This window comes from Enterobacter hormaechei subsp. xiangfangensis (assembly GCF_001729785.1).
In the GTDB taxonomy this organism is placed as follows: Bacteria; Pseudomonadota; Gammaproteobacteria; order Enterobacterales; family Enterobacteriaceae; genus Enterobacter; species Enterobacter hormaechei_C.
In genome coordinates this window covers 1484840-1503247 of record NZ_CP017183.1, presented here as the reverse complement: position 1 = coordinate 1503247, position 18408 = coordinate 1484840, and the positions used below count along the sequence as shown (strand labels likewise).

Genomic DNA, 18408 nt, shown 5'->3' with positions numbered 1-18408 from the left:
CTCACCCTGAGGGCGTTTTTATTTACGGTGCTTCCGCTGTTGCAGCAGGCTGCGCGTAAATAAGAAACAGAGCGCGCCCAGCGCACACCAGAAAACGCCACTCAGTAGCCACGCCACTTCCTGCCAGACGCTTCTCGACGAGAGAAACAGCACGCGCATCAGAAGCAGGCAGAGCGGGGCCGCAAGCATTGCCCCAATAAGCGGCATCACCACCTCGCCTTTACGTGAGAGAAAACCGGCTACTACCCCCGGCAGGATGAAGAACAACAGGCCCAGCTCGGGATGACCGGACGCTCTGAAGGCGCCTTTCACGTTAAAAGCGAGTGACATGCAAACGACCGTAAACAGCAAAAAACAGCTGATTACGCCAGCCCAGTTTCGTTTAAAGTTCAAACTATCCTCCTGACTTATCTCTATCAAATACAAAAATCGTCCGGTGGACGCCCAGTCAGATAAAGCAATGCGGCAATCCTTGCCAAAGCACGCACAGAAGTCGTGCGATAATAGGTGGCTGTCGGTAGCTATTACGATTAAACTAACCGACTGCTAGTGTTTAGGGTATTTATCAGGAAGCAGGGAGATGCAAAGTGATTCCCTGACTCTGAAAACAGTAGCCCAAATAGTCCTTTCATTCAACAACTTACTGGTAAACAAGAAGTTAGCCTCCGTGAATATAAACGTCGCAGACTTGTTAAATGGGAATTACATCCTGTTATTATTTGTGGTACTGGCGCTGGGCCTTTGTCTGGGTAAATTACGCCTGGGTTCAGTTCAACTTGGTAATTCCATTGGCGTTTTAGTCGTCTCCCTGTTATTAGGTCAACAACATTTCAGTATTAACACGGACGCGCTTAACTTAGGTTTCATGCTGTTTATTTTTTGCGTAGGCGTGGAAGCCGGTCCGAACTTTTTTTCCATTTTCTTCCGAGACGGCAAAAATTACCTGATGCTGGCGCTGGTGATGGTCGGCAGCGCCCTGCTGATTGCGTTAGGGCTGGGCAAGCTGTTTGGCTGGGACATCGGCTTAACGGCCGGTATGCTGGCAGGCTCGATGACCTCCACACCGGTGCTTGTCGGCGCGGGCGATACGCTTCGTCATTCTGGCATGGCCGGCACGCCGCTTTCCTCCGCGCTGGACAACCTGAGTCTGGGCTATGCCCTGACCTATCTGATTGGTCTGGTGAGCCTGATTGTTGGCGCGCGCTATCTGCCAAAACTTCAGCATCAGGATCTCCAGACCAGCGCCCAGACCATCGCCCGCGAGCGCGGCCTGGACACGGACTCCAAACGTAAAGTTTACCTGCCGGTGATCCGCGCCTACCGCGTCGGGCCGGAGCTGGTTGCCTGGACCGACGGGAAAAACCTGCGCGAGCTGGGGATCTACCGTCAGACCGGCTGCTACATCGAACGTATCCGTCGTAACGGCATTCTGGCAAACCCGGACGGTGACGCGGTGCTCCAGATGGGCGATGACATCGCCCTTGTTGGCTACCCGGACGCCCACGCGCGTCTCGATCCGAGCTTCCGTAACGGGAAAGAGGTGTTTGACCGCGACCTGCTGGACATGCGTATCGTCACCGAAGAGATTGTGGTGAAAAACCACAACGCCGTGGGCCGCCGTCTGGCACAGCTGAAGCTGACCGACCACGGTTGTTTCCTCAACCGCGTGATCCGCAGCCAGATTGAAATGCCTATCGACGATAACGTGGTGCTCAATAAAGGCGATGTGTTGCAGGTCAGCGGCGATGCCCGACGTGTTAAAACCGTTGCCGACCGTATCGGCTTTATCTCGATCCACAGCCAGGTGACGGACCTGTTAGCCTTCTGCGCCTTCTTCATTGTCGGCCTGATGATCGGGATGATCACCTTCCAGTTCAGCAACTTTAGCTTCGGCATTGGTAACGCAGCCGGTCTGCTGTTCGCCGGGATCATGCTGGGCTTCCTGCGAGCGAACCATCCCACCTTCGGCTATATCCCTCAGGGTGCGCTGAACATGGTGAAAGAGTTCGGTCTGATGGTCTTTATGGCGGGTGTCGGCTTAAGCGCCGGGAGCGGCATTGGCAACGGCCTGGGCGCGGTCGGCTGGCAAATGTTGGTTTCCGGACTTATCGTCAGCCTGGTACCGGTGGTGATCTGTTTCCTGTTCGGCGCCTACGTGCTGCGCATGAACCGCGCCCTGCTCTTCGGCGCGATGATGGGCGCGCGCACCTGCGCACCGGCGATGGAGATCATCAGCGACACCGCGCGCAGCAATATCCCGGCGCTGGGCTATGCAGGCACCTACGCCATCGCAAACGTGCTGTTGACGCTGGCAGGTACGCTGATCATCATTATCTGGCCAGGACTCGGATAAATCTCAAGTTTGCGTGTGGCGCAAAAAATTTTCGTTACGCGCAGAACTTTTTACGCAGGGTGCAGTCATAACTAGTGCCACTGCTTTTCTTTGATGTCCCCAATTTGTGGAGCCCATCAACCCCGCCATTTTTGGTTCAAGGTTGATGGGTTTTTTGTTTCCTGAAATTCATACCCTTCCCTATCAATTACTTATAACACTACCTTATTTCCATGGCGGTATAGCTGATCTTCTTGCGCGGTTAAATTTTGCCTGGTCAATATCTTAAAAGAACAACGATTGAGCGTAGATATGATCGGGTTTGAACTTCGATACAGGCAGCTGGCATAAGCTGGAACGAATTAATCCACCTGATGACAGGAAAAGGAATGAAGGCTTCATCCGGGGATAGCGGCAGAAGTCTACATAAAGCTCGCTCACCACTCCAATTTCGGAATCGCTCTTCTGAAACCGGAATTTATTTAGGTCCCATGTATGCGTTCACATATCGCGTGCAATAGTATTGAGGTTATTGACGGTGGATATCACTACCCTTGCCCGTAAATGGGGCTCAAGACTACTTAAGGCCGTCTGGTTTGTGTTAATTAGCTTCCTGGCAGGACGTATGCTGGGTCCTTCAACAGCTTATATTAACCACGACGTTGCAACTGCTATTTGCGGCTTCATCTATGGTGATATTAATGCGGAGACAATGTACGAAACATATACAAATATTGATATTTTGATTCTGTTAACATCTGCAACGATCGTCTGTCTCATAACATTGAAGATATTCAACAAAACCAGGAATCATTAATCTTCTAATCCCGCCCTGTCTGTGGCTCAAAGACGACGGCTCAACGTAGTGGTACTTCACTGAGGGCAATTATTTGCCCTTATTGCCCTTCCCTCACTCGCCACAAACATATATGATTTAATGAATATGACAAAAAACCACGCAGGATCACCCGATGCTACACCCCATCCAGCTCTTCAAAACCCTCTCCGACGAAACGCGCCTCTCCATCGTCATGCTTCTGCGTGAGGCGGGCGAGTTGTGCGTCTGCGATCTCTGTTCCGCTACCAACGAGCCGCAGCCGAAAGTCTCGCGCCATATGGCCTTACTGCGCGAGGCCGGGCTGGTCATCGATCGTCGTGAGGGTAAATGGATCTACTACCGTCTCTCTCCCAACATGCCCGCGTGGGCGGCAACCGTTATCGATAACAGCTGGAACTGCCTGCGAGAAGAGACACGTATGAAGCTGAAAAACCGCCTCCCGGGCCCTTGCTGACCACGACACATTCACAAAAACAGATATAACGGAGTAAAAGATGTTTCTGGCAGGAGCGATTTTTTTATTCACACTGGTGCTGGTCATCTGGCAACCCAGAGGGCTCAGCATCGGCTGGAGCGCGACCATTGGCGCCGCGCTGGCGCTGATGAGCGGCGTGATCCACATTAACGATATCCCTGTGGTGTGGAATATCGTCTGGAATGCGACGGCCACGTTTATCGCGGTAATCGTTATCAGTTTGCTGCTGGATGAGTCCGGCTTTTTCGAGTGGGCGGCGCTGCACGTTGCTCGCTGGGGAAACGGTCGCGGGCGGTTGCTGTTTACCTGGATCGTGCTGCTGGGTGCGGCCGTGGCGGCGCTGTTCGCCAATGACGGTGCGGCATTGATCCTGACGCCTATCGTTATCGCCATGCTGCTGGCGCTGGGGTTCAGCAAGCAGGCCACGCTGGCGTTCGTGATGGCGGCGGGATTTATCGCCGATACCGCCAGCCTGCCGCTGATTGTCTCCAACCTGGTCAACATTGTGTCGGCGGACTTCTTTAAGCTGGGCTTTAGCGAATACGCCTCGGTGATGATCCCGGTTGATATCGCCGCAATTGCCGCAACGCTGGTGATGCTGCATCTGTTCTTCCGCAAGGAAATACCGCCGGAATATGACCTGGCAAAACTCCGCGAGCCTGCTTTGGCCATTCACGACCTGCCGACGTTCAGAACGGGCTGGATCGTGCTGCTGCTACTGCTCGTCGGTTTCTTTGTGCTTGAACCTCTGGGTATCCCGGTCAGCGCTATCGCAACAACTGGCGCGCTGATTTTGTTTGCCGTTGCTAAACGCGGGCACGCCATTAACACCGGAAAAGTGCTGCGCGGCGCGCCGTGGCAAATTGTTATCTTCTCGCTGGGGATGTATCTGGTGGTGTATGGCCTGCGCAACGCCGGGCTGACGGAGTCTCTTTCAGGCGTTCTTGATTACTTAGCCGGGTACGGACTCTGGGTCACCACGCTGGGAACCGGATTTATCACCGCCTTCCTGTCATCCATAATGAACAATATGCCAACGGTGCTGATTGGCGCGCTCTCCATTGAGGGTAGTGCTGCAACAGGGTTGGTTAAAGAGGCGATGATTTACGCTAACGTGATTGGCTGCGATTTGGGGCCGAAAATTACCCCCATCGGGAGCCTGGCTACCCTGCTATGGCTTCATGTGCTGGCACAGAAAAACATGACTATTACCTGGGGCTACTATTTCAGGACGGGCATCATAATGACGCTGCCAGTTCTCTTTGTGACGCTTGCCGCGCTGGCGCTACGTCTCTCCTTCACACTGTAATGAGTAACGGATATGAGCCATATCACTATCTACCACAACCCGGCCTGCGGCACGTCGCGCAATACGCTGGAGATGATCCGCAACAGCGGTACGGAACCCGAAATTATTCTCTATCTTGAGAACCCACCGTCGCGTGATGAACTGACAAGGCTGATTGCAGATATGGGGATTTCCATAGGCGATCTGCTGCGCAAAAACGTCGAGCCTTATGAGCAACTGGGCCTTTCACAGGGACATTTCACCGACGACCAGCTTATCGATTTCATGCTGCAATACCCTATTCTGATTAACCGTCCGATTGTGGTGACGCCGCTGGGTACCCGTCTGTGCCGCCCTTCTGAAGTCGTTCTCGACATCCTTCCGGACGCGCAAAAAGGGGCATTTACGAAGGAAGATGGCGAAGTCGTCGTTGACGCCAGCGGGAAAAAAATCTCCTGACATCAGGCGTGGCCGGGGCGAGCGCTATCAGACGGTATCCTCGCCTGCAATCCGCCCCACCATCACCCGGATCTCCTCCCGGGTTAACGGCGACCGGTCGGTTACAAAATGCAGCGTCATCCCCTCGATAAACGCATCCAGCGCACGGGCGGTGGCCGGATCAAACCACTGCTCAAGCGTAGTCTGGCTCATCTTCATCCAGTCCTGCATCACCGTTTTCAGCGCGGCGCTGCGGTGCATAAACGCGTATAACTGATACATCAGCGCCATATTGTGTGGCGTGGTCACGGCTGAACTGTGGATCAGCGTGGTAATGGCCTCGCACGCCCTCTCCCGCCCGGTCACCCCCGCGAAGAAATCCCGGTACTGCTGAGACATCTGTTGCGTAAACCACGTGAATGCCTCCTCCAGAAGCGACTCCATCCCGTCGAAATAGTAGGTCATCGACCCCAGCGGCACGCCTGCGCAGGTGGCAATTTTGCGGTGCGTGACGGCATGAATACCGTGCTCAGCAATGGTGTCCAGCGTCGCCTGGAGTATCTTCTCGCGGCGGTTAGGGTCGTTCGGTGGTCTGCTCATAAAATCCTCATCCAGTTTGTGTACAAATGTACACAAAGTTGCTAGTGTTGTCGCTATTGTTGTACTTCTGGTGCTGATCCCAATGACGCTAACTTCTCCTCGCAAAGCCCTGCATCTGCGCATGTGGGCGCTGTTTATGTTCTTCTTCATCCCCGGGCTGCTGATGGCTTCCTGGGCAACGCGCACCCCGGCAATCCGCGATACGCTGTCCGTCTCGACGGCGGAGATGGGGATCGTGCTGTTTGGCCTGTCGATTGGCTCGATGAGCGGCATCCTCTGCTCGGCCTGGCTGGTGAAGCGCTTTGGCACGCGCGCGGTGATCCGCACCACCATGTGCTGCGCCGTGGTGGGAATGCTCGGTCTGAGCGTGGCGCTGTGGTTCGCCTCGCCGCTGATGTTTGCCCTTGGGCTGATGGTATTTGGCGGCAGCTTTGGTGCGGCGGAAGTGGCCATTAACGTCGAGGGGGCCGCCGTCGAACAGGCGATGAACAAAACGGTGCTGCCGATGATGCATGGTTTTTACAGCCTCGGCACGCTGGCGGGCGCGGGCGTGGGGATGGCGCTGACGGCGCTGGGCATTGCGGCCAATGTGCACATTTTGCTGGCGGCGCTGGTCTGTATTATCCCGATCCTCACCGGCATCAGGGCTATTCCCGCAGGCACAGGACAACACGCCACGGACGAACAGAAGTCTGCGGCAAAAGGGTTGCCCTTTTATCGTGATTTCCAGCTAATGCTGATTGGCGTGGTGGTGCTGGCGATGGCGTTTGCTGAAGGCTCCGCCAACGACTGGCTACCGTTGCTGATGGTGGACGGGCACGGATTTAGCCCCACCTCCGGCTCGCTGATTTACGCCGGGTTTACGCTCGGCATGACCGTCGGACGCTTTACCGGGGGCTGGTTTATCGACCGTTACAGCCGCGTGGCGGTCGTCCGTGCCAGCGCCCTGCTGGGCGGGCTGGGCATCGCGATGATTATCTTTGTGGATGTGGACTGGATTGCGGGTGTGTCGGTGATCCTGTGGGGACTGGGCGCCTCCCTTGGCTTCCCGCTGACCATTTCCGCTGCCAGCGATACCGGCCCCGACGCGCCGACGCGCGTGAGCGTCGTAGCGACCACGGGCTACCTCGCTTTCCTGGTGGGGCCGCCGCTGCTTGGATTCCTCGGTGAGCACTACGGGTTACGCAGCGCGATGCTGGTGGTATTAGGGTTAGTCATTATTGCCGCCCTGGTGGCGCGAGCGGTGGCAAAACCGGAAGCAGAAACAACGTCAATGGAGAAGGGATATGAGCGTTAAACTGATTGCAGTCGACATGGATGGCTCCTTCCTGAGCGATGCGAAAACCTATAACCGCGCGCGTTTTCTGGCGCAGTACGCGCGCATGAAAGCGCAAGGCATCCGTTTTGTGGTCGCCAGCGGAAACCAGTACTACCAGCTGATCTCATTTTTCCCGGAGATCGCCCATGAAATCGCCTTCGTCGCCGAAAACGGCGGCTGGGTGGTGGATGCGGGCGAAGACGTGTTTAACGGCGAACTGTCGAAAGAGCACTTTCTGACCGTCGCCACCCTGTTAAACGACGTGCCCGGCATTGAGATAATTGCCTGCGGAAAAAACAGCGCCTACACGCTGAAAACGTATAACGACCTCTTCAAAGAGATTGCTGCGAAATACTATCACCGCCTTGAAAGCGTCAGCAGCTTTGACAACCTCAACGATATTTTCTTCAAATTCGGGCTAAACGTCTCTGACGACGAAATTCCGCGCATTCAGGCGCTGCTGCATGAGAAGCTTGGCGACATCATGGTGCCGGTGACCACGGGACACGGTAGTATCGACCTGATTATCCCCGGCGTACACAAAGCTAACGGCCTGCGGATCCTGCAAGCGCGCTGGGGCATTGAGGACAGTGAAGTGGTGGCCTTTGGCGACAGCGGTAACGACGTGGAGATGTTGCGCCAGGCTGGGTTTGGCTTCGCGATGGCCAATGCCAGACCGCACATTAAGGCGGTGGCCCGCTATGAAGCGCCGAACAATAATGACGAAGGGGTGCTGGACGTAATTGATAGGGTGCTGGACGGGGAGGCGCCGTTTAATTGATTCCGTGCGCTCTGGTGCCCTCATCCTAACCCTCTCCCACAGGGCTGAGGGTTCCCCACAAAATAATGCCTGCACAGACGGCCCCCTCTCCCTTGAGGGAGAGGGCTGGGGTGAGGGGGAACATACGGCTCTGGTGGTCATTCCGTTCACTTTATGTTCCTTGCTACTCTGTCACGACATGACCGGTGAACGTGCCAGGGTGGCTCAGTCGCCGCCACCCTGGCGACCCGGGCTCCCGGCGGTAAATCGCCGCTTCGCGGTCCCTTCGGCTTATTCCTTCCGGCTTATCGGGGACGGGCGGAAGTAACATCCCTGTACAGCCCGCCCTCTCGGCGCATCCCTGCGCCTCGCCCCGGCCTACAGGAAACGCCTCAGCGATTTACAGCCGGACCGAGGCATCGCTGAAAGCCCTCAGTTATTCTGAGGCAACGTTATCGCTTTTGCTTTCAAATTACTGGGGATCCCTCAGCCCACAGGGAGAGGGAACTGTCCCGAGCTCGCCCAGGGGGGAGAGGGGATAAGGATTACGGTTGCAGGGCGTTTCCGACGCGTTTGTCTTTCAGGAATACCACCATCAGGGCAATCCACAGCACGCCGTTGGCGAGGTTGAACAGGCTGAACAGCCCGTTACCGCCGAAAGCATAAGCATGCTTGCTCACCTCAATTCCGACGGTGAAAATCAGCATTTGCAGCATCCCCATCGCGGCAGAGACCGTGCCTTTACTCATTTCACTGGCGAACAGCGTCAGGCGTACCAGACCGGCATTCGCCACGCCGATACCAAACGCGTAAATGCTCAGCCCCGCCGTCATCCACAGGTACGCATGAGACGAGGCTACGGTCGCCACCGCCGCGATAATCAGCCCTGCCGCTATGGGCCAACCGCCCATAATAATCAGCGAACGCACGGTACGGCGTGACGTCAGACGCGCCAGCACCAGGTTACCGATAATCAGCGCGCCAAAAATCGGCACCTGTAACAGGCCATACTCATAGCTGCTAAGCTGTTCGCCGCTGATGATAATGACCGGCGACTGGGCAATCCACGCCAGCAGCGGCAGGCTGACAAAGCCCGTCGCCAGCGCGCCCGCGACAAAACGGCCGTTTTTCAGCACCGCCTTATAATCACGCCCCAGCTCTTTAAGCGAGAGCTTTTCGCCCAGGCGGGTGGCGGTCTCCGGCATCGCACGGTGCAGACCAAAGAAAGAGATGGCCGCAAGCGCGGCAAAGAGCACGAACATCCCTTCCCACGGCGCGACGTGGACCCATGCGGCTCCCACCAGCGGCCCCAGAAGCGGTGCAATCAGCGCCACGTTCGCCATCAGCGCGGTAATTTTGATACATACCGCCTCCTCAAACGACTCCTGAATAGCGGCGTAGCCCACGGCACCAATAAAGCACAGGCTCACGCCCTGAAGGAAACGCAGCAACGTGAACTGCTCAATGTTCTGCGCCAGCAGCGTGGCGAGACAGGTGACGATAAACCATACCACGCCCGTCAGCATCACCGGGCGGCGACCAATACGATCCGACAGCGGCCCTAAAAGCCACTGTAAAAACATGCCGCCCGCGAGATAGGCGGTCATCGATGTAGGTACCCACTCAATACCTGCGTTGTACTGCTCAACCACAGCCAGCATGCCTGGCTGGATCATGTCGTTGCCGATGTAGGTAGAGAATTCGTAAAGCACCAGACACAGAGGAAAAAGTAACGCCTGACGACCCAGACGATTACCGGAAGAAGAACGGTTTATCATGCAATCTCTTTAATATGAAAAAATCGCGATGAGTGTAATGAATTGCCGCTGTCTGAGATAGCAAATTAACGTGAAAAAACAGAAATAACGCACTTATCGTTGTTGTTTAAGGTTTCCTTAAGTTGCCCTCCTTATGATAGTGCTATTTCACGTTATTGACCGAAACTATGACACACGCCGTCAGCCCTTCAGAATTATCTAAGTTACCGACAAATAAGACAAAACGCCTTTACCGTTTGCCTGCCCGCTTTTATGGTTATCAGCTTTTCGTGCTGATCGTCCTTGCGCTGCTTTTTACCTGGCTTTCGCGCGATGAATCGCTTGACCGATGGATCACCGGCTTCTGGTATGACGCGGCGACGCATCATTTCCCGCTACAGCAAAATCCGCTGCTGGATCTGCTCAACCATCGGCTGGCGAAATATGTGGCCATTGCCCTGGCCGTCATCGCGCTGGTTTACGGGACTTACAGACGCAATGCCCGGCTGGTGACAGCCGCGCTTCTGATGGGTCTGGGCGCGCTCGTTGTAGGAGCCCTGAAAAGCATGAGCCACCACAGCTGTCCGTGGGATCTGGTGGAGTATGGCGGCAAAGCCGTCTCGTATCCCCTGTTCAGCGCGATTCCGGCAGACAGCGGACCGGGACGCTGCTTTCCCGGCGGCCACGCCTCAAGCGGGTTTATGGTGATGGGGCTGTTTTTTGCCTTCTGGCGTGAACGTCCACGCCTGGCCTGGACCTTTGTCGCGTTGGGCGTTGTTATGGGGCTGCTGATGGGATTCGGGCAGGTCATGCGCGGCGCGCATTTTTTCTCTCACAACCTGTGGGCCGGGTGGTGGGTCTGGTTTTCCCAGGTGCTGGTTTACGGGCTGGTTTCCGCCTGGTTTGCTAAAGAGTAACGAGATTATGTTAGAAAATCTGAACTACGAACTGTTTTACCTGCTCAACGCCACGCCGTCGTCACCGGAATGGATGATCGATCTCGCCACCTTCATTGCGAAAGATGTGATCAGCATCGTACCGGCGCTGGCGGTGATCCTCTGGTTATGGGGACCTCGTACACAGGTCACCGCCCAGCGCCATCTGGTGATCAAAATGGCGATGGCGATCGGCGTCAGCGTGCTGGCAAGCTACGTGCTGGGCCACGCCTTCCCACACGATCGTCCGTTTGTCGATCGCGTCGGCTACAACTTCCTGCACCATGCGCCGGACGACTCGTTCCCGAGCGATCACGGCACGGTGATCTTCACCTTTGCGCTGGCCTTCCTGTTCTGGCATCGCCTGTGGTCCGGCGTAGTGCTGATGGGCGTGGCGGTCGCCATCGCCTGGTCCCGCGTCTACCTGGGCGTGCACTGGCCGCTGGATATGGTCGGCGGTTTCCTGGTGGGACTGATGGGCTGCGTCAGCGCAGCCATCCTGTGGAGCCTCTTTGGTCCGGCGCTTTATCGTGGATTATCACAGGCCTATCGCGTTCTGTTTGCCCTTCCGATCCGCAAAGGCTGGATACGTGACTAACCCCGGTCCGTCAGGTTACACTTGAGCCCCCGCCCTGCGGGGGCTCACTTTTTTAGCCCGAGGATCTATGGAAACACGTCGCGATGACCGCATTGCTCAGCTGCTCCAGGCGCTGAAGCGCAGCGATAAGCTGCATCTTAAGGAAGCCGCTACCCTGCTTGGCGTGTCTGAAATGACCATTCGTCGCGATCTGAACAGCGACAGCGCCCCCGTTGTGCTGCTTGGCGGGTATATTGTTCTGGAGCCGCGTAGCGCCAGCCATTATCTGTTAAGCGATCAAAAAACACGCCTGGTGGAGGAGAAGCGCAAAGCCGCGCGGCTCGCCGCCTCGCTGGTGCAGCCGCATCAAACGCTTTTTTTTGACTGCGGTACGACAACCCCGTGGATCATCGAGGCCATCGACAGCACCGTTCCCTTTACCGCCGTCTGTTATTCGCTAAACACCTTCCTGGCCTTGCAGGAGAAACCGGCGTGCCGGGTGATTTTGTGTGGCGGCGAATTTCATGCCAGCAACGCCATTTTCAAACCGCTGAATATTCAGGACACGCTGAGCAATGTATGCCCGGATATCGCCTTTTACTCTGCGGCGGGCGTGAATGTGAAACAGGGGGCAACCTGTTTTAATCTTGAAGAGTTACCGGTGAAACAGTGGGCGCTCAACGCCGCACAGCAGCATGTGCTGGTGGTTGATCACAGTAAATTTGGCAAGGTCCGTCCGGCAAGAATGGGAGAGCTGTCGCGCTTTGACGCCATCGTCAGTGATTGCCGCCCGGATGACGAGCTGGTGGCATACGCGAAAGCGCAGCAGGTGAAGTTGATGTATTGAGGTTATGCCGGGTAAGGCGAAGCCGCCACCCGGCAAAAACTTAGCTGAACCAGCTGCCAAACCAGCCGTGGAATTTCATTAACACAAAGTCCCATATCCGGCTGAAGAAGCCGCCCTCTTCCACCGCTTCCATTACCACCAGCGGACGCTGCTCAATGGATTTGCCGTTAAGCTGGAAATCTATCGTCCCGACCACCTGGCCTTTTTTTAACGGCGCGGTCAGCTGTGGCTCGGTCAGGGTATAGCTGGCTTTCAGGTTTTTCAGCTGGCCGCGTGGAATGGTGACGGACCCCGCTTCACCTGCCCCCAGGTTTACTTCACTTTTATCACCAAACCAGACGCGCTGGCTGACGAAGGTGGCGTCCGGCTTAATCGGCGTGACGGTTTCAAAGAAGCGGAAACCCCAGGTCAGCAGTTTTTCTGACTCGTTAAAACGAATGCGGTCGGTTTTCGTGCCCAGCACCACCGAGATCAGGCGCATATCGCCCTGCGTCGCAGAAGCCACCAGGTTGTATCCGGCCCCGGCAGTTGTACCGGTTTTCATGCCGTCCACGTTAACGTTACTGCTCCAGAGCAGGCGGTTACGGTTAGGCTGGCGAATATTATTGAAGGTAAACTCTTTCTCTTTATGGATGGCGTACTCATCCGGAACGTCATGGATCAGCGCTTTGCCCAGCAGCGCCATATCGCGCGCGGTACTGAACTGACCCGGCGCATCCAGGCCGTGAACGGTTTTAAAGGTGGTATTGGTCAGACCCAGTTTTTTCGCGTAGCCATTCATCAGCCCAATAAACGAGTCCTGACTGCCCGCGACGTAATCGGCCAGCGCAATACAGGCATCATTTCCCGACTGAATAATGACCCCTTTATTCAGATCGGAAACGGAGACCTGATCACCGGGCTTCAGGAACATCACGGACGAGCCGCGCAGCGCCGGGTTACCGGTCGCCCAGGCATCTTTCCCGACGGTGACCATGTCATTCAGCTTGATCTTGCCTGCTTTTAACGCCTGGCCGACCACATAGCTGGTCATAATTTTCGTCAGGCTCGCCGGGTCGAGTTTTTCGTCGGCGTTACCTTCCGCCAGCACTTTCCCGCTGGCGTAATCCATCAGGATCCAGGCGCGCGCATCAACAGGCGGCGCTTCGGGCGCTGTCTGTTCCGCCGCATGAAGCGTTGGGGCAAAAAGGAAAAGCAGCGCCGAGCCTGCCGCCAGGCTGCGCAGAGAAGAAGTTTTTTGCGTCATAAATGCCACCCGAGTGTCCATTCTAAAAATCACGTCACAATCACCGTGTCGCAAGAAGCGATGAGTAATAGCGCACTACAGCCTTCAAAGAAACCTGTTCCAGGTAAAGTTTTTAAAGTTTATGCAATAACATTCAGATACGCTTTGATTGCGGCGTTTTTTTTAGCATCTGTTGCGTAATTGTTAGGTTTATCTCACCATGGCGAAAAGCTGACTCGGATTCACATCTCATCGGGAGTAAATATGATTACGCTGTGGGGCAGGAACAATTCGACTAACGTGAAGAAAGTGCTCTGGACGCTGGAGGAGCTGGATTTACCGTTCAACCAAATTATGGCTGGCATGGCGTTCGGGGTGAATAAAGACGCCGACTATCTGGCGATGAACCCAAACGGGCTGGTGCCGTTGCTGCGCGATGACGAGACAGACGCCACGCTGTGGGAGTCCAATACCATTGTGCGTTATCTCGCCGCGCAGTACGGCCAGGGTCGCCTGTGGGTTGAAAATCCGGCCCAGCGCGCGCAGGGCGAAAAATGGATGGACTGGGCAAACCAGACGCTTTCCCCCACGCACCGCGTGATCCTGATGGGGCTTATCCGTACGCCGGAAGCCGATCGTGATTATCCCGCCATTCATGCCGCCCAGGATGCGTGCGAGTCGCTGTTTGCGATGATGGACGACGAACTGGCGAAGCATACCTGGTTCTCCGGCGACACGTTCGGCGTGGGCGATATCGCCGTCGCCCCCTTCGTCTGGAACCTCACTAACATAGGTCTCAGCTGGACCCCGCGCCCTCACCTTGAGCGCTGGATCCAGCAGCTCAGCGAGCGCCCGGCGTATCGCAACGTGGTGATGATCCCGGTGACCTGATTACGACCCGGACGGGCTGACTTTCCAAAGCTGCCCGTCCGTCTCGTCGGTCAGCACGTACAGATAACCATCCGGCCCGACGCGCACATCGCGGATACGCTGATCTTTATCCCCAAGAATTCGCCCATCCTCCGTCACGCTATTGCCCTTCACGCTCAGCACGATGACGTCTTTCTCCTTCAGCGCGCCGATAAACAGCTTGTTTTTCCACTGCGGGAAGACGTCGCTGTTGTAGAACGCCATGCCGCTGACGGCGGGCGACACTTTCCAGACAAACAGCGGTTTTTCAGTGCCCTCAACGTGCTCGCCTTTCGCTTCCGGGATTTTCAGGCCGCTGTAATTGATCCCGTGCGTCGCCAGGGGCCAGCCGTAGTTTTTGCCCTTCTCAGGAATGTTAACCTCATCCCCACCGCGTGGTCCGTGTTCGTTGAGCCACAGCGTGTCACTCCACGGGTTCATCGCCATTCCCTGCGGGTTGCGAATGCCATAGGACCAGATTTCCGGGCGCGCACCGGCGGTGTTCACAAACGGATTATCCGGTGGCACTTTTCCGTCCTCCGTCAGGCGCACCACCTTGCCCTGAAGCTTGTCCAGATCCTGCGCCGTCGGGCGCTGGTTGTTTTCACCCAGGCCAATAAAAAGATGGCCTTTGCCGTCGAACACCAGCCGTCCGCCAAAGTGGTTGCCGGTAGAGAGCTTCGGCATCTGTCGGAACACCACCTGGAAGCCCTCAATGCGCGACAGGTCATCGCTCAACCGCCCGTAGCCCACCGCGGTACCCGCTTTGCCATCATTACCTGCCTCGGCGAAGCTGAGCCAGACCCGCCGTGATTGTGCAAAATCCGGGGCCAGCGCGACGTCCAGCAGTCCGCCCTGGCCGCTCGCCCACACTTTCGGCACGCCGACAATCGGATCGGAGAGCCCTTTCCCTGCCTGCCAGTGCTTAAGCTGCCCGTCTTTGAGCGTGATGAGCAGCCCCTTGTTATCTGGCAGAAACGCCAGCGACCAGGGGTGATCCAGTTTTGTCTGTAGCACGTCGACCTTAACCGTCTCAGGCGCTGCAAGCAGTGAAAGCGGGAATAACAAGACTGGAAGGAAAATCAGCGAGGATCGAGGCATAACGCACTCCTTTATCGACATATGGCTTAAAGATTAGCCACTGTTCCCGGGTGCGTTACCACTTTTACAAAAGCTTAATCAGAAGGGGGAGTTGCCTCCCCCGCGTTCAGTGCCGGGCAAGCGTTTCCGGCTTGTTCAGACACATAATGCAAAGCGCGAGCGTGGTCAGGCAGTTTTCAAGCTTCTCCGCGTTAACGGCAATAAAATTCGGGCAGTCGTGACGTCCGTTCATCAAACAGACCCCGGCGATGGAGAGCACCTCGGCAGCGCGGCGCAGCGCCACTAATTCGCTTTCAGCGTAGTGCGCTTTCAGGATGGGTGCTTTTTCACGCATGAAATTGCAAAGTTCAAAGAAGTTATCACGCAGATTTTCGCTTTCGCTGACTGACATATACCCTTTCGCCTTGCGGAGTTGCAGATATGCAGCCAGGTCGATTCGGGCGTTGATCAGCTTGTTAAGCAGATCGCGTTTCAGTCTGTCAACGGACATGCTATTCCTCCTCTGTCAGCCATGTTACCTCATTAAGAATAAGGTCATTTTTTGTACAATGTAATGCCTGGGATCAATAAACGATAACTGATTAACATTCTTTACAATGTTACAACGATTGCCGGCCTCAACTGCGCCATCAAGAGTGTATAAATCCCCTGCGATACGCTGTAAAATCCCGCCCTGATAACTCCATAATTGATGAATTTTTAACCTATGAGCAATGTTACGCACCCGCCGAAAATCGGCTTTGTCTCCCTGGGCTGCCCGAAGAACCTGGTGGACTCCGAACGCATCCTGACTGAACTTCGCACTGAAGGCTATGACGTGGTGCCAAGCTACGACAACGCCGACATGGTGATCGTCAACACCTGCGGCTTTATCGACAGCGCGGTTCAGGAATCCCTGGAAGCCATTGGTGAAGCCCTGACGGAAAACGGCAAAGTGATTGTGACCGGCTGCCTGGGCGCAAAAGAAGACCAGATCCGTGAAGTGCACCCGAAGGTGCTGGAGATCACCGGTCCACACAGCTACGAGCAGGTGCTGGAACATGTTCATCACTACGTCCCCAAACCAAAGCACAACCCGTTCCTGAGCCTGGTGCCGGAACAGGGCGTGAAGCTGACGCCGCGCCACTACGCCTACCTGAAAATTTCCGAAGGCTGCAACCATCGCTGCACCTTCTGCATCATCCCGTCGATGCGTGGCGATCTGGTGAGCCGTCCGATTGGCGAGGTGCTGGCAGAAGCCAAACGCCTGGCCGACGCGGGCGTGAAGGAGCTGCTGGTCATCTCCCAGGACACCTCCGCCTACGGCGTGGACGTTAAACACCGTTCCGGTTTCCACAACGGCGAGCCAGTGAAAACCAGCATGGTCGGCCTGTGCGAGCAGCTGGCTAAGCTCGGGATCTGGACGCGTCTGCACTACGTCTACCCGTACCCGCACGTTGACGATGTGATCCCGCTGATGGCGGAAGGCAAAATCCTGCCGTACCTGGATATCCCGCTACAGCATGCCAGCCCGCGCATTCTGAAGCTGATGAAACGTCCTGGCTCCGTTGACCGCCAGCTGGCGCGCATCAAGCAGTGGCGTGAGATCTGCCCGGATCTTACCCTGCGCTCCACCTTTATTGTCGGCTTCCCGGGTGAAACCGAAGAAGATTTCCAGATGCTGCTCGACTTCCTGAAAGAGGCGCGTCTGGATCGCGTCGGCTGCTTCAAGTACAGCCCGGTTGAAGGCGCAACGGCCAACGAGCTGGCGGACCAGGTACCGGAAGAGGTAAAAGAGGAGCGCTGGAACCGCTTTATGCAGCTGCAACAGCAGATCTCTGCTGAACGCTTGCAGGAGAAAGTGGGCCGCGAAATTCTGGTGATTATCGACGAAGTGGACGAAGAAGGCGCGATTGGCCGCAGCATGGCGGATGCGCCTGAAATCGACGGCGCGGTGTACCTGAACGGCGAAACCAACGTCAAGCCGGGCGATATTATTCGCGTGAAGGTCGAAAACGCCGACGAGTATGATTTGTGGGGCAGCCGGGTTTAATCTCCCCACGCCTCTGTTCCAGGCCGGGTAAGGCGTCGCCGCCACCCGGCACATTCCACAGCACTACCCTTTTATCCGCGGATCCAGCGCGTCGCGCAGCCCATCCCCCAGTAAATTAAACGCCAGCACGGTCAGGAAAATCGCCAGGCTCGGGAAGATCGCCACGTGTGGCGCAATCACCATATCCGCCCGCGCCTCGTTCAGCATCGCGCCCCACTCCGGCGTCGGCGGCTGTGCGCCTAACCCCAGAAACGACAGGCTGGCCGCCGAGATAATCGACACGCCTATGCGCATGGTGAAATAGACCACGATAGACGAGACCGTTCCCGGCAGAATATGGCTGAACAGGATGGTGGCATCGCTGGCTCCCATGCTGCGCGCCGACTCGATAAAGGTCTGCTGCTTCAGCACCAGCGTGTTGCCACGTACCAGACGCGCGAAAGCGGGAATCGAGAATACCGCCACGGCGATGATGACGTTCGCCATGCCGCTGCCCATCACCGCCACCACGGCAATCGCCAGCAGAATACCGGGAAAGGCAAACAGCACATCGCAGATACGCATGATGATGCGGTCCCACCAGCCTTCGTAGTACCCGGCCACCAGCCCCAACACGGTGCCAATTGCTGCGCCCATCAGCACCGCAAAGACCCCGGCCGCCAGCGAGATCTGCGCCCCTACCAGCACGCGGCTGAAAATATCGCGCCCGAGCGAGTCCACGCCAAACCAGTGCATCATCGACGGTCCATCGTTCAGCCGGTCGTAATCGAAGTAGTTTTCCGCATCAAACGGGGCTAACCAGGGGGCGATAATCGCCACCAGGATCAGCAGTAACACAAACAACCCGGCGACCATAGCGACGGGCTGACGACGGAATCGACGCCAGAACTCAATCCACGGGGTGCGAATATGGTCCGGCCTGATCCCCGGCATAGCGTTTAAAATGGCCTGGCGACGCCAGTTCAGTAATCGCATC

General features: G+C 56.2%; 18 protein-coding genes. 11 read left to right on the top strand and 7 right to left on the bottom strand.

Going from position 1 to position 18408, the window contains the following annotated elements; all coding sequences use genetic code 11:
• Positions 1-18 precede the first annotated feature (18 nt).
• Positions 19-393 (bottom strand): inner membrane protein YbjM, encoded by a 375-nt coding sequence (locus tag BFV63_RS07085; RefSeq protein WP_017384878.1) that lies wholly within the window; start codon positions 391-393, stop codon positions 19-21.
• 274 nt (positions 394-667) lie between these two features.
• Here BFV63_RS07085 and BFV63_RS07080 point away from each other — a divergent pair, with 274 nt between their 5' ends.
• The 4 genes from BFV63_RS07080 (at position 668) to arsC (ending at position 5392) form a co-directional block, all read left to right on the top strand.
• Entirely contained in the window at positions 668-2353 is a 1686-nt protein-coding gene (locus BFV63_RS07080) for an aspartate:alanine antiporter (protein ID WP_032610193.1), read from the top strand.
• A gap of 950 nt (positions 2354-3303) precedes the next feature.
• Positions 3304-3624, top strand: a complete 321-nt coding sequence (locus BFV63_RS07070) for a metalloregulator ArsR/SmtB family transcription factor (protein ID WP_023324379.1) — start codon at positions 3304-3306, stop codon at positions 3622-3624.
• Between the two features lie 40 nt (positions 3625-3664).
• Positions 3665-4954: an arsenic transporter gene (locus BFV63_RS07065; RefSeq protein WP_023324378.1), complete on the top strand. Its 1290-nt coding sequence runs from the start codon at positions 3665-3667 to the stop codon at positions 4952-4954.
• Positions 4955-4966: 12 nt separating this feature from the next.
• Positions 4967-5392, top strand: a complete 426-nt coding sequence (arsC, locus tag BFV63_RS07060; protein WP_022650684.1) for a glutaredoxin-dependent arsenate reductase — start codon at positions 4967-4969, stop codon at positions 5390-5392.
• A 27-nt stretch (positions 5393-5419) separates the two neighbouring features.
• Here the strand turns inward: arsC and BFV63_RS07055 are convergent, their stop codons facing one another.
• A complete protein-coding gene (locus tag BFV63_RS07055) occupies positions 5420-5971 on the bottom strand; it encodes a TetR/AcrR family transcriptional regulator (protein ID WP_022650683.1) in 552 nt (183 codons plus the stop codon).
• Positions 5972-6053: 82 nt separating this feature from the next.
• Here BFV63_RS07055 and BFV63_RS07050 point away from each other — a divergent pair, with 82 nt between their 5' ends.
• Both BFV63_RS07050 and BFV63_RS07045 read left to right on the top strand, forming a co-directional pair.
• The gene (locus BFV63_RS07050) at positions 6054-7268 is read left to right on the top strand and encodes an MFS transporter (protein WP_032657839.1); all 1215 of its coding nucleotides are present in this window, start codon (positions 6054-6056) and stop codon (positions 7266-7268) included.
• The gene (locus tag BFV63_RS07045) at positions 7258-8070 is read left to right on the top strand and encodes a Cof-type HAD-IIB family hydrolase (protein WP_022650681.1); all 813 of its coding nucleotides are present in this window, start codon (positions 7258-7260) and stop codon (positions 8068-8070) included. Before BFV63_RS07050 ends, BFV63_RS07045 begins: the two co-directional genes overlap by 11 nt.
• Positions 8071-8594: 524 nt before the next feature.
• On the opposite strand, the gene BFV63_RS07040 is transcribed toward BFV63_RS07045, so the two are convergent.
• Positions 8595-9827, bottom strand: a complete 1233-nt coding sequence (locus BFV63_RS07040; RefSeq protein ID WP_032608925.1) for an MFS transporter — start codon at positions 9825-9827, stop codon at positions 8595-8597.
• A gap of 167 nt (positions 9828-9994) precedes the next feature.
• Here BFV63_RS07040 and BFV63_RS07035 point away from each other — a divergent pair, with 167 nt between their 5' ends.
• The 3 genes from BFV63_RS07035 (at position 9995) to deoR (ending at position 12165) form a co-directional block, all read left to right on the top strand.
• Positions 9995-10723 (top strand): phosphatase PAP2 family protein, encoded by a 729-nt coding sequence (locus tag BFV63_RS07035; RefSeq protein ID WP_032657833.1) that lies wholly within the window; start codon positions 9995-9997, stop codon positions 10721-10723.
• A gap of 7 nt (positions 10724-10730) precedes the next feature.
• Positions 10731-11339, top strand: a complete 609-nt coding sequence (gene ybjG, locus BFV63_RS07030; RefSeq protein WP_003858405.1) for an undecaprenyl-diphosphate phosphatase — start codon at positions 10731-10733, stop codon at positions 11337-11339.
• A gap of 67 nt (positions 11340-11406) precedes the next feature.
• Positions 11407-12165 (top strand): DNA-binding transcriptional repressor DeoR, encoded by a 759-nt coding sequence (gene deoR, locus BFV63_RS07025; RefSeq protein ID WP_022650678.1) that lies wholly within the window; start codon positions 11407-11409, stop codon positions 12163-12165.
• Positions 12166-12205: 40 nt separating this feature from the next.
• Here the strand turns inward: deoR and dacC are convergent, their stop codons facing one another.
• Positions 12206-13411, bottom strand: coding sequence for a serine-type D-Ala-D-Ala carboxypeptidase (dacC, locus tag BFV63_RS07020; protein WP_022650677.1), 1206 nt, complete (start codon positions 13409-13411; stop codon positions 12206-12208).
• Between the two features lie 243 nt (positions 13412-13654).
• On the opposite strand from dacC, the gene BFV63_RS07015 reads away from it, so the two are divergent.
• The gene (locus BFV63_RS07015; RefSeq protein ID WP_069597471.1) at positions 13655-14281 is read left to right on the top strand and encodes a glutathione S-transferase family protein; all 627 of its coding nucleotides are present in this window, start codon (positions 13655-13657) and stop codon (positions 14279-14281) included.
• Here BFV63_RS07015 and BFV63_RS07010 read toward each other — a convergent pair whose 3' ends face one another.
• Positions 14282-15400, bottom strand: a complete 1119-nt coding sequence (locus tag BFV63_RS07010; RefSeq protein WP_032608921.1) for a PQQ-dependent sugar dehydrogenase — start codon at positions 15398-15400, stop codon at positions 14282-14284.
• 106 nt (positions 15401-15506) lie between these two features.
• Complete coding sequence (gene bssR / locus BFV63_RS07005) at positions 15507-15890, bottom strand: biofilm formation regulator BssR (RefSeq protein ID WP_003858412.1); 384 nt, start codon at positions 15888-15890, stop codon at positions 15507-15509.
• A gap of 216 nt (positions 15891-16106) precedes the next feature.
• Between bssR and rimO the strand changes: the two genes are divergently transcribed.
• Positions 16107-17432: a 30S ribosomal protein S12 methylthiotransferase RimO gene (gene rimO / locus BFV63_RS07000; protein ID WP_022650675.1), complete on the top strand. Its 1326-nt coding sequence runs from the start codon at positions 16107-16109 to the stop codon at positions 17430-17432.
• Positions 17433-17495: 63 nt separating this feature from the next.
• On the opposite strand, the gene gsiD is transcribed toward rimO, so the two are convergent.
• Entirely contained in the window at positions 17496-18407 is a 912-nt protein-coding gene (gsiD, locus tag BFV63_RS06995) for a glutathione ABC transporter permease GsiD (protein WP_003858425.1), read from the bottom strand.
• Between the last annotated feature and the right edge of the window lies 1 nt (position 18408).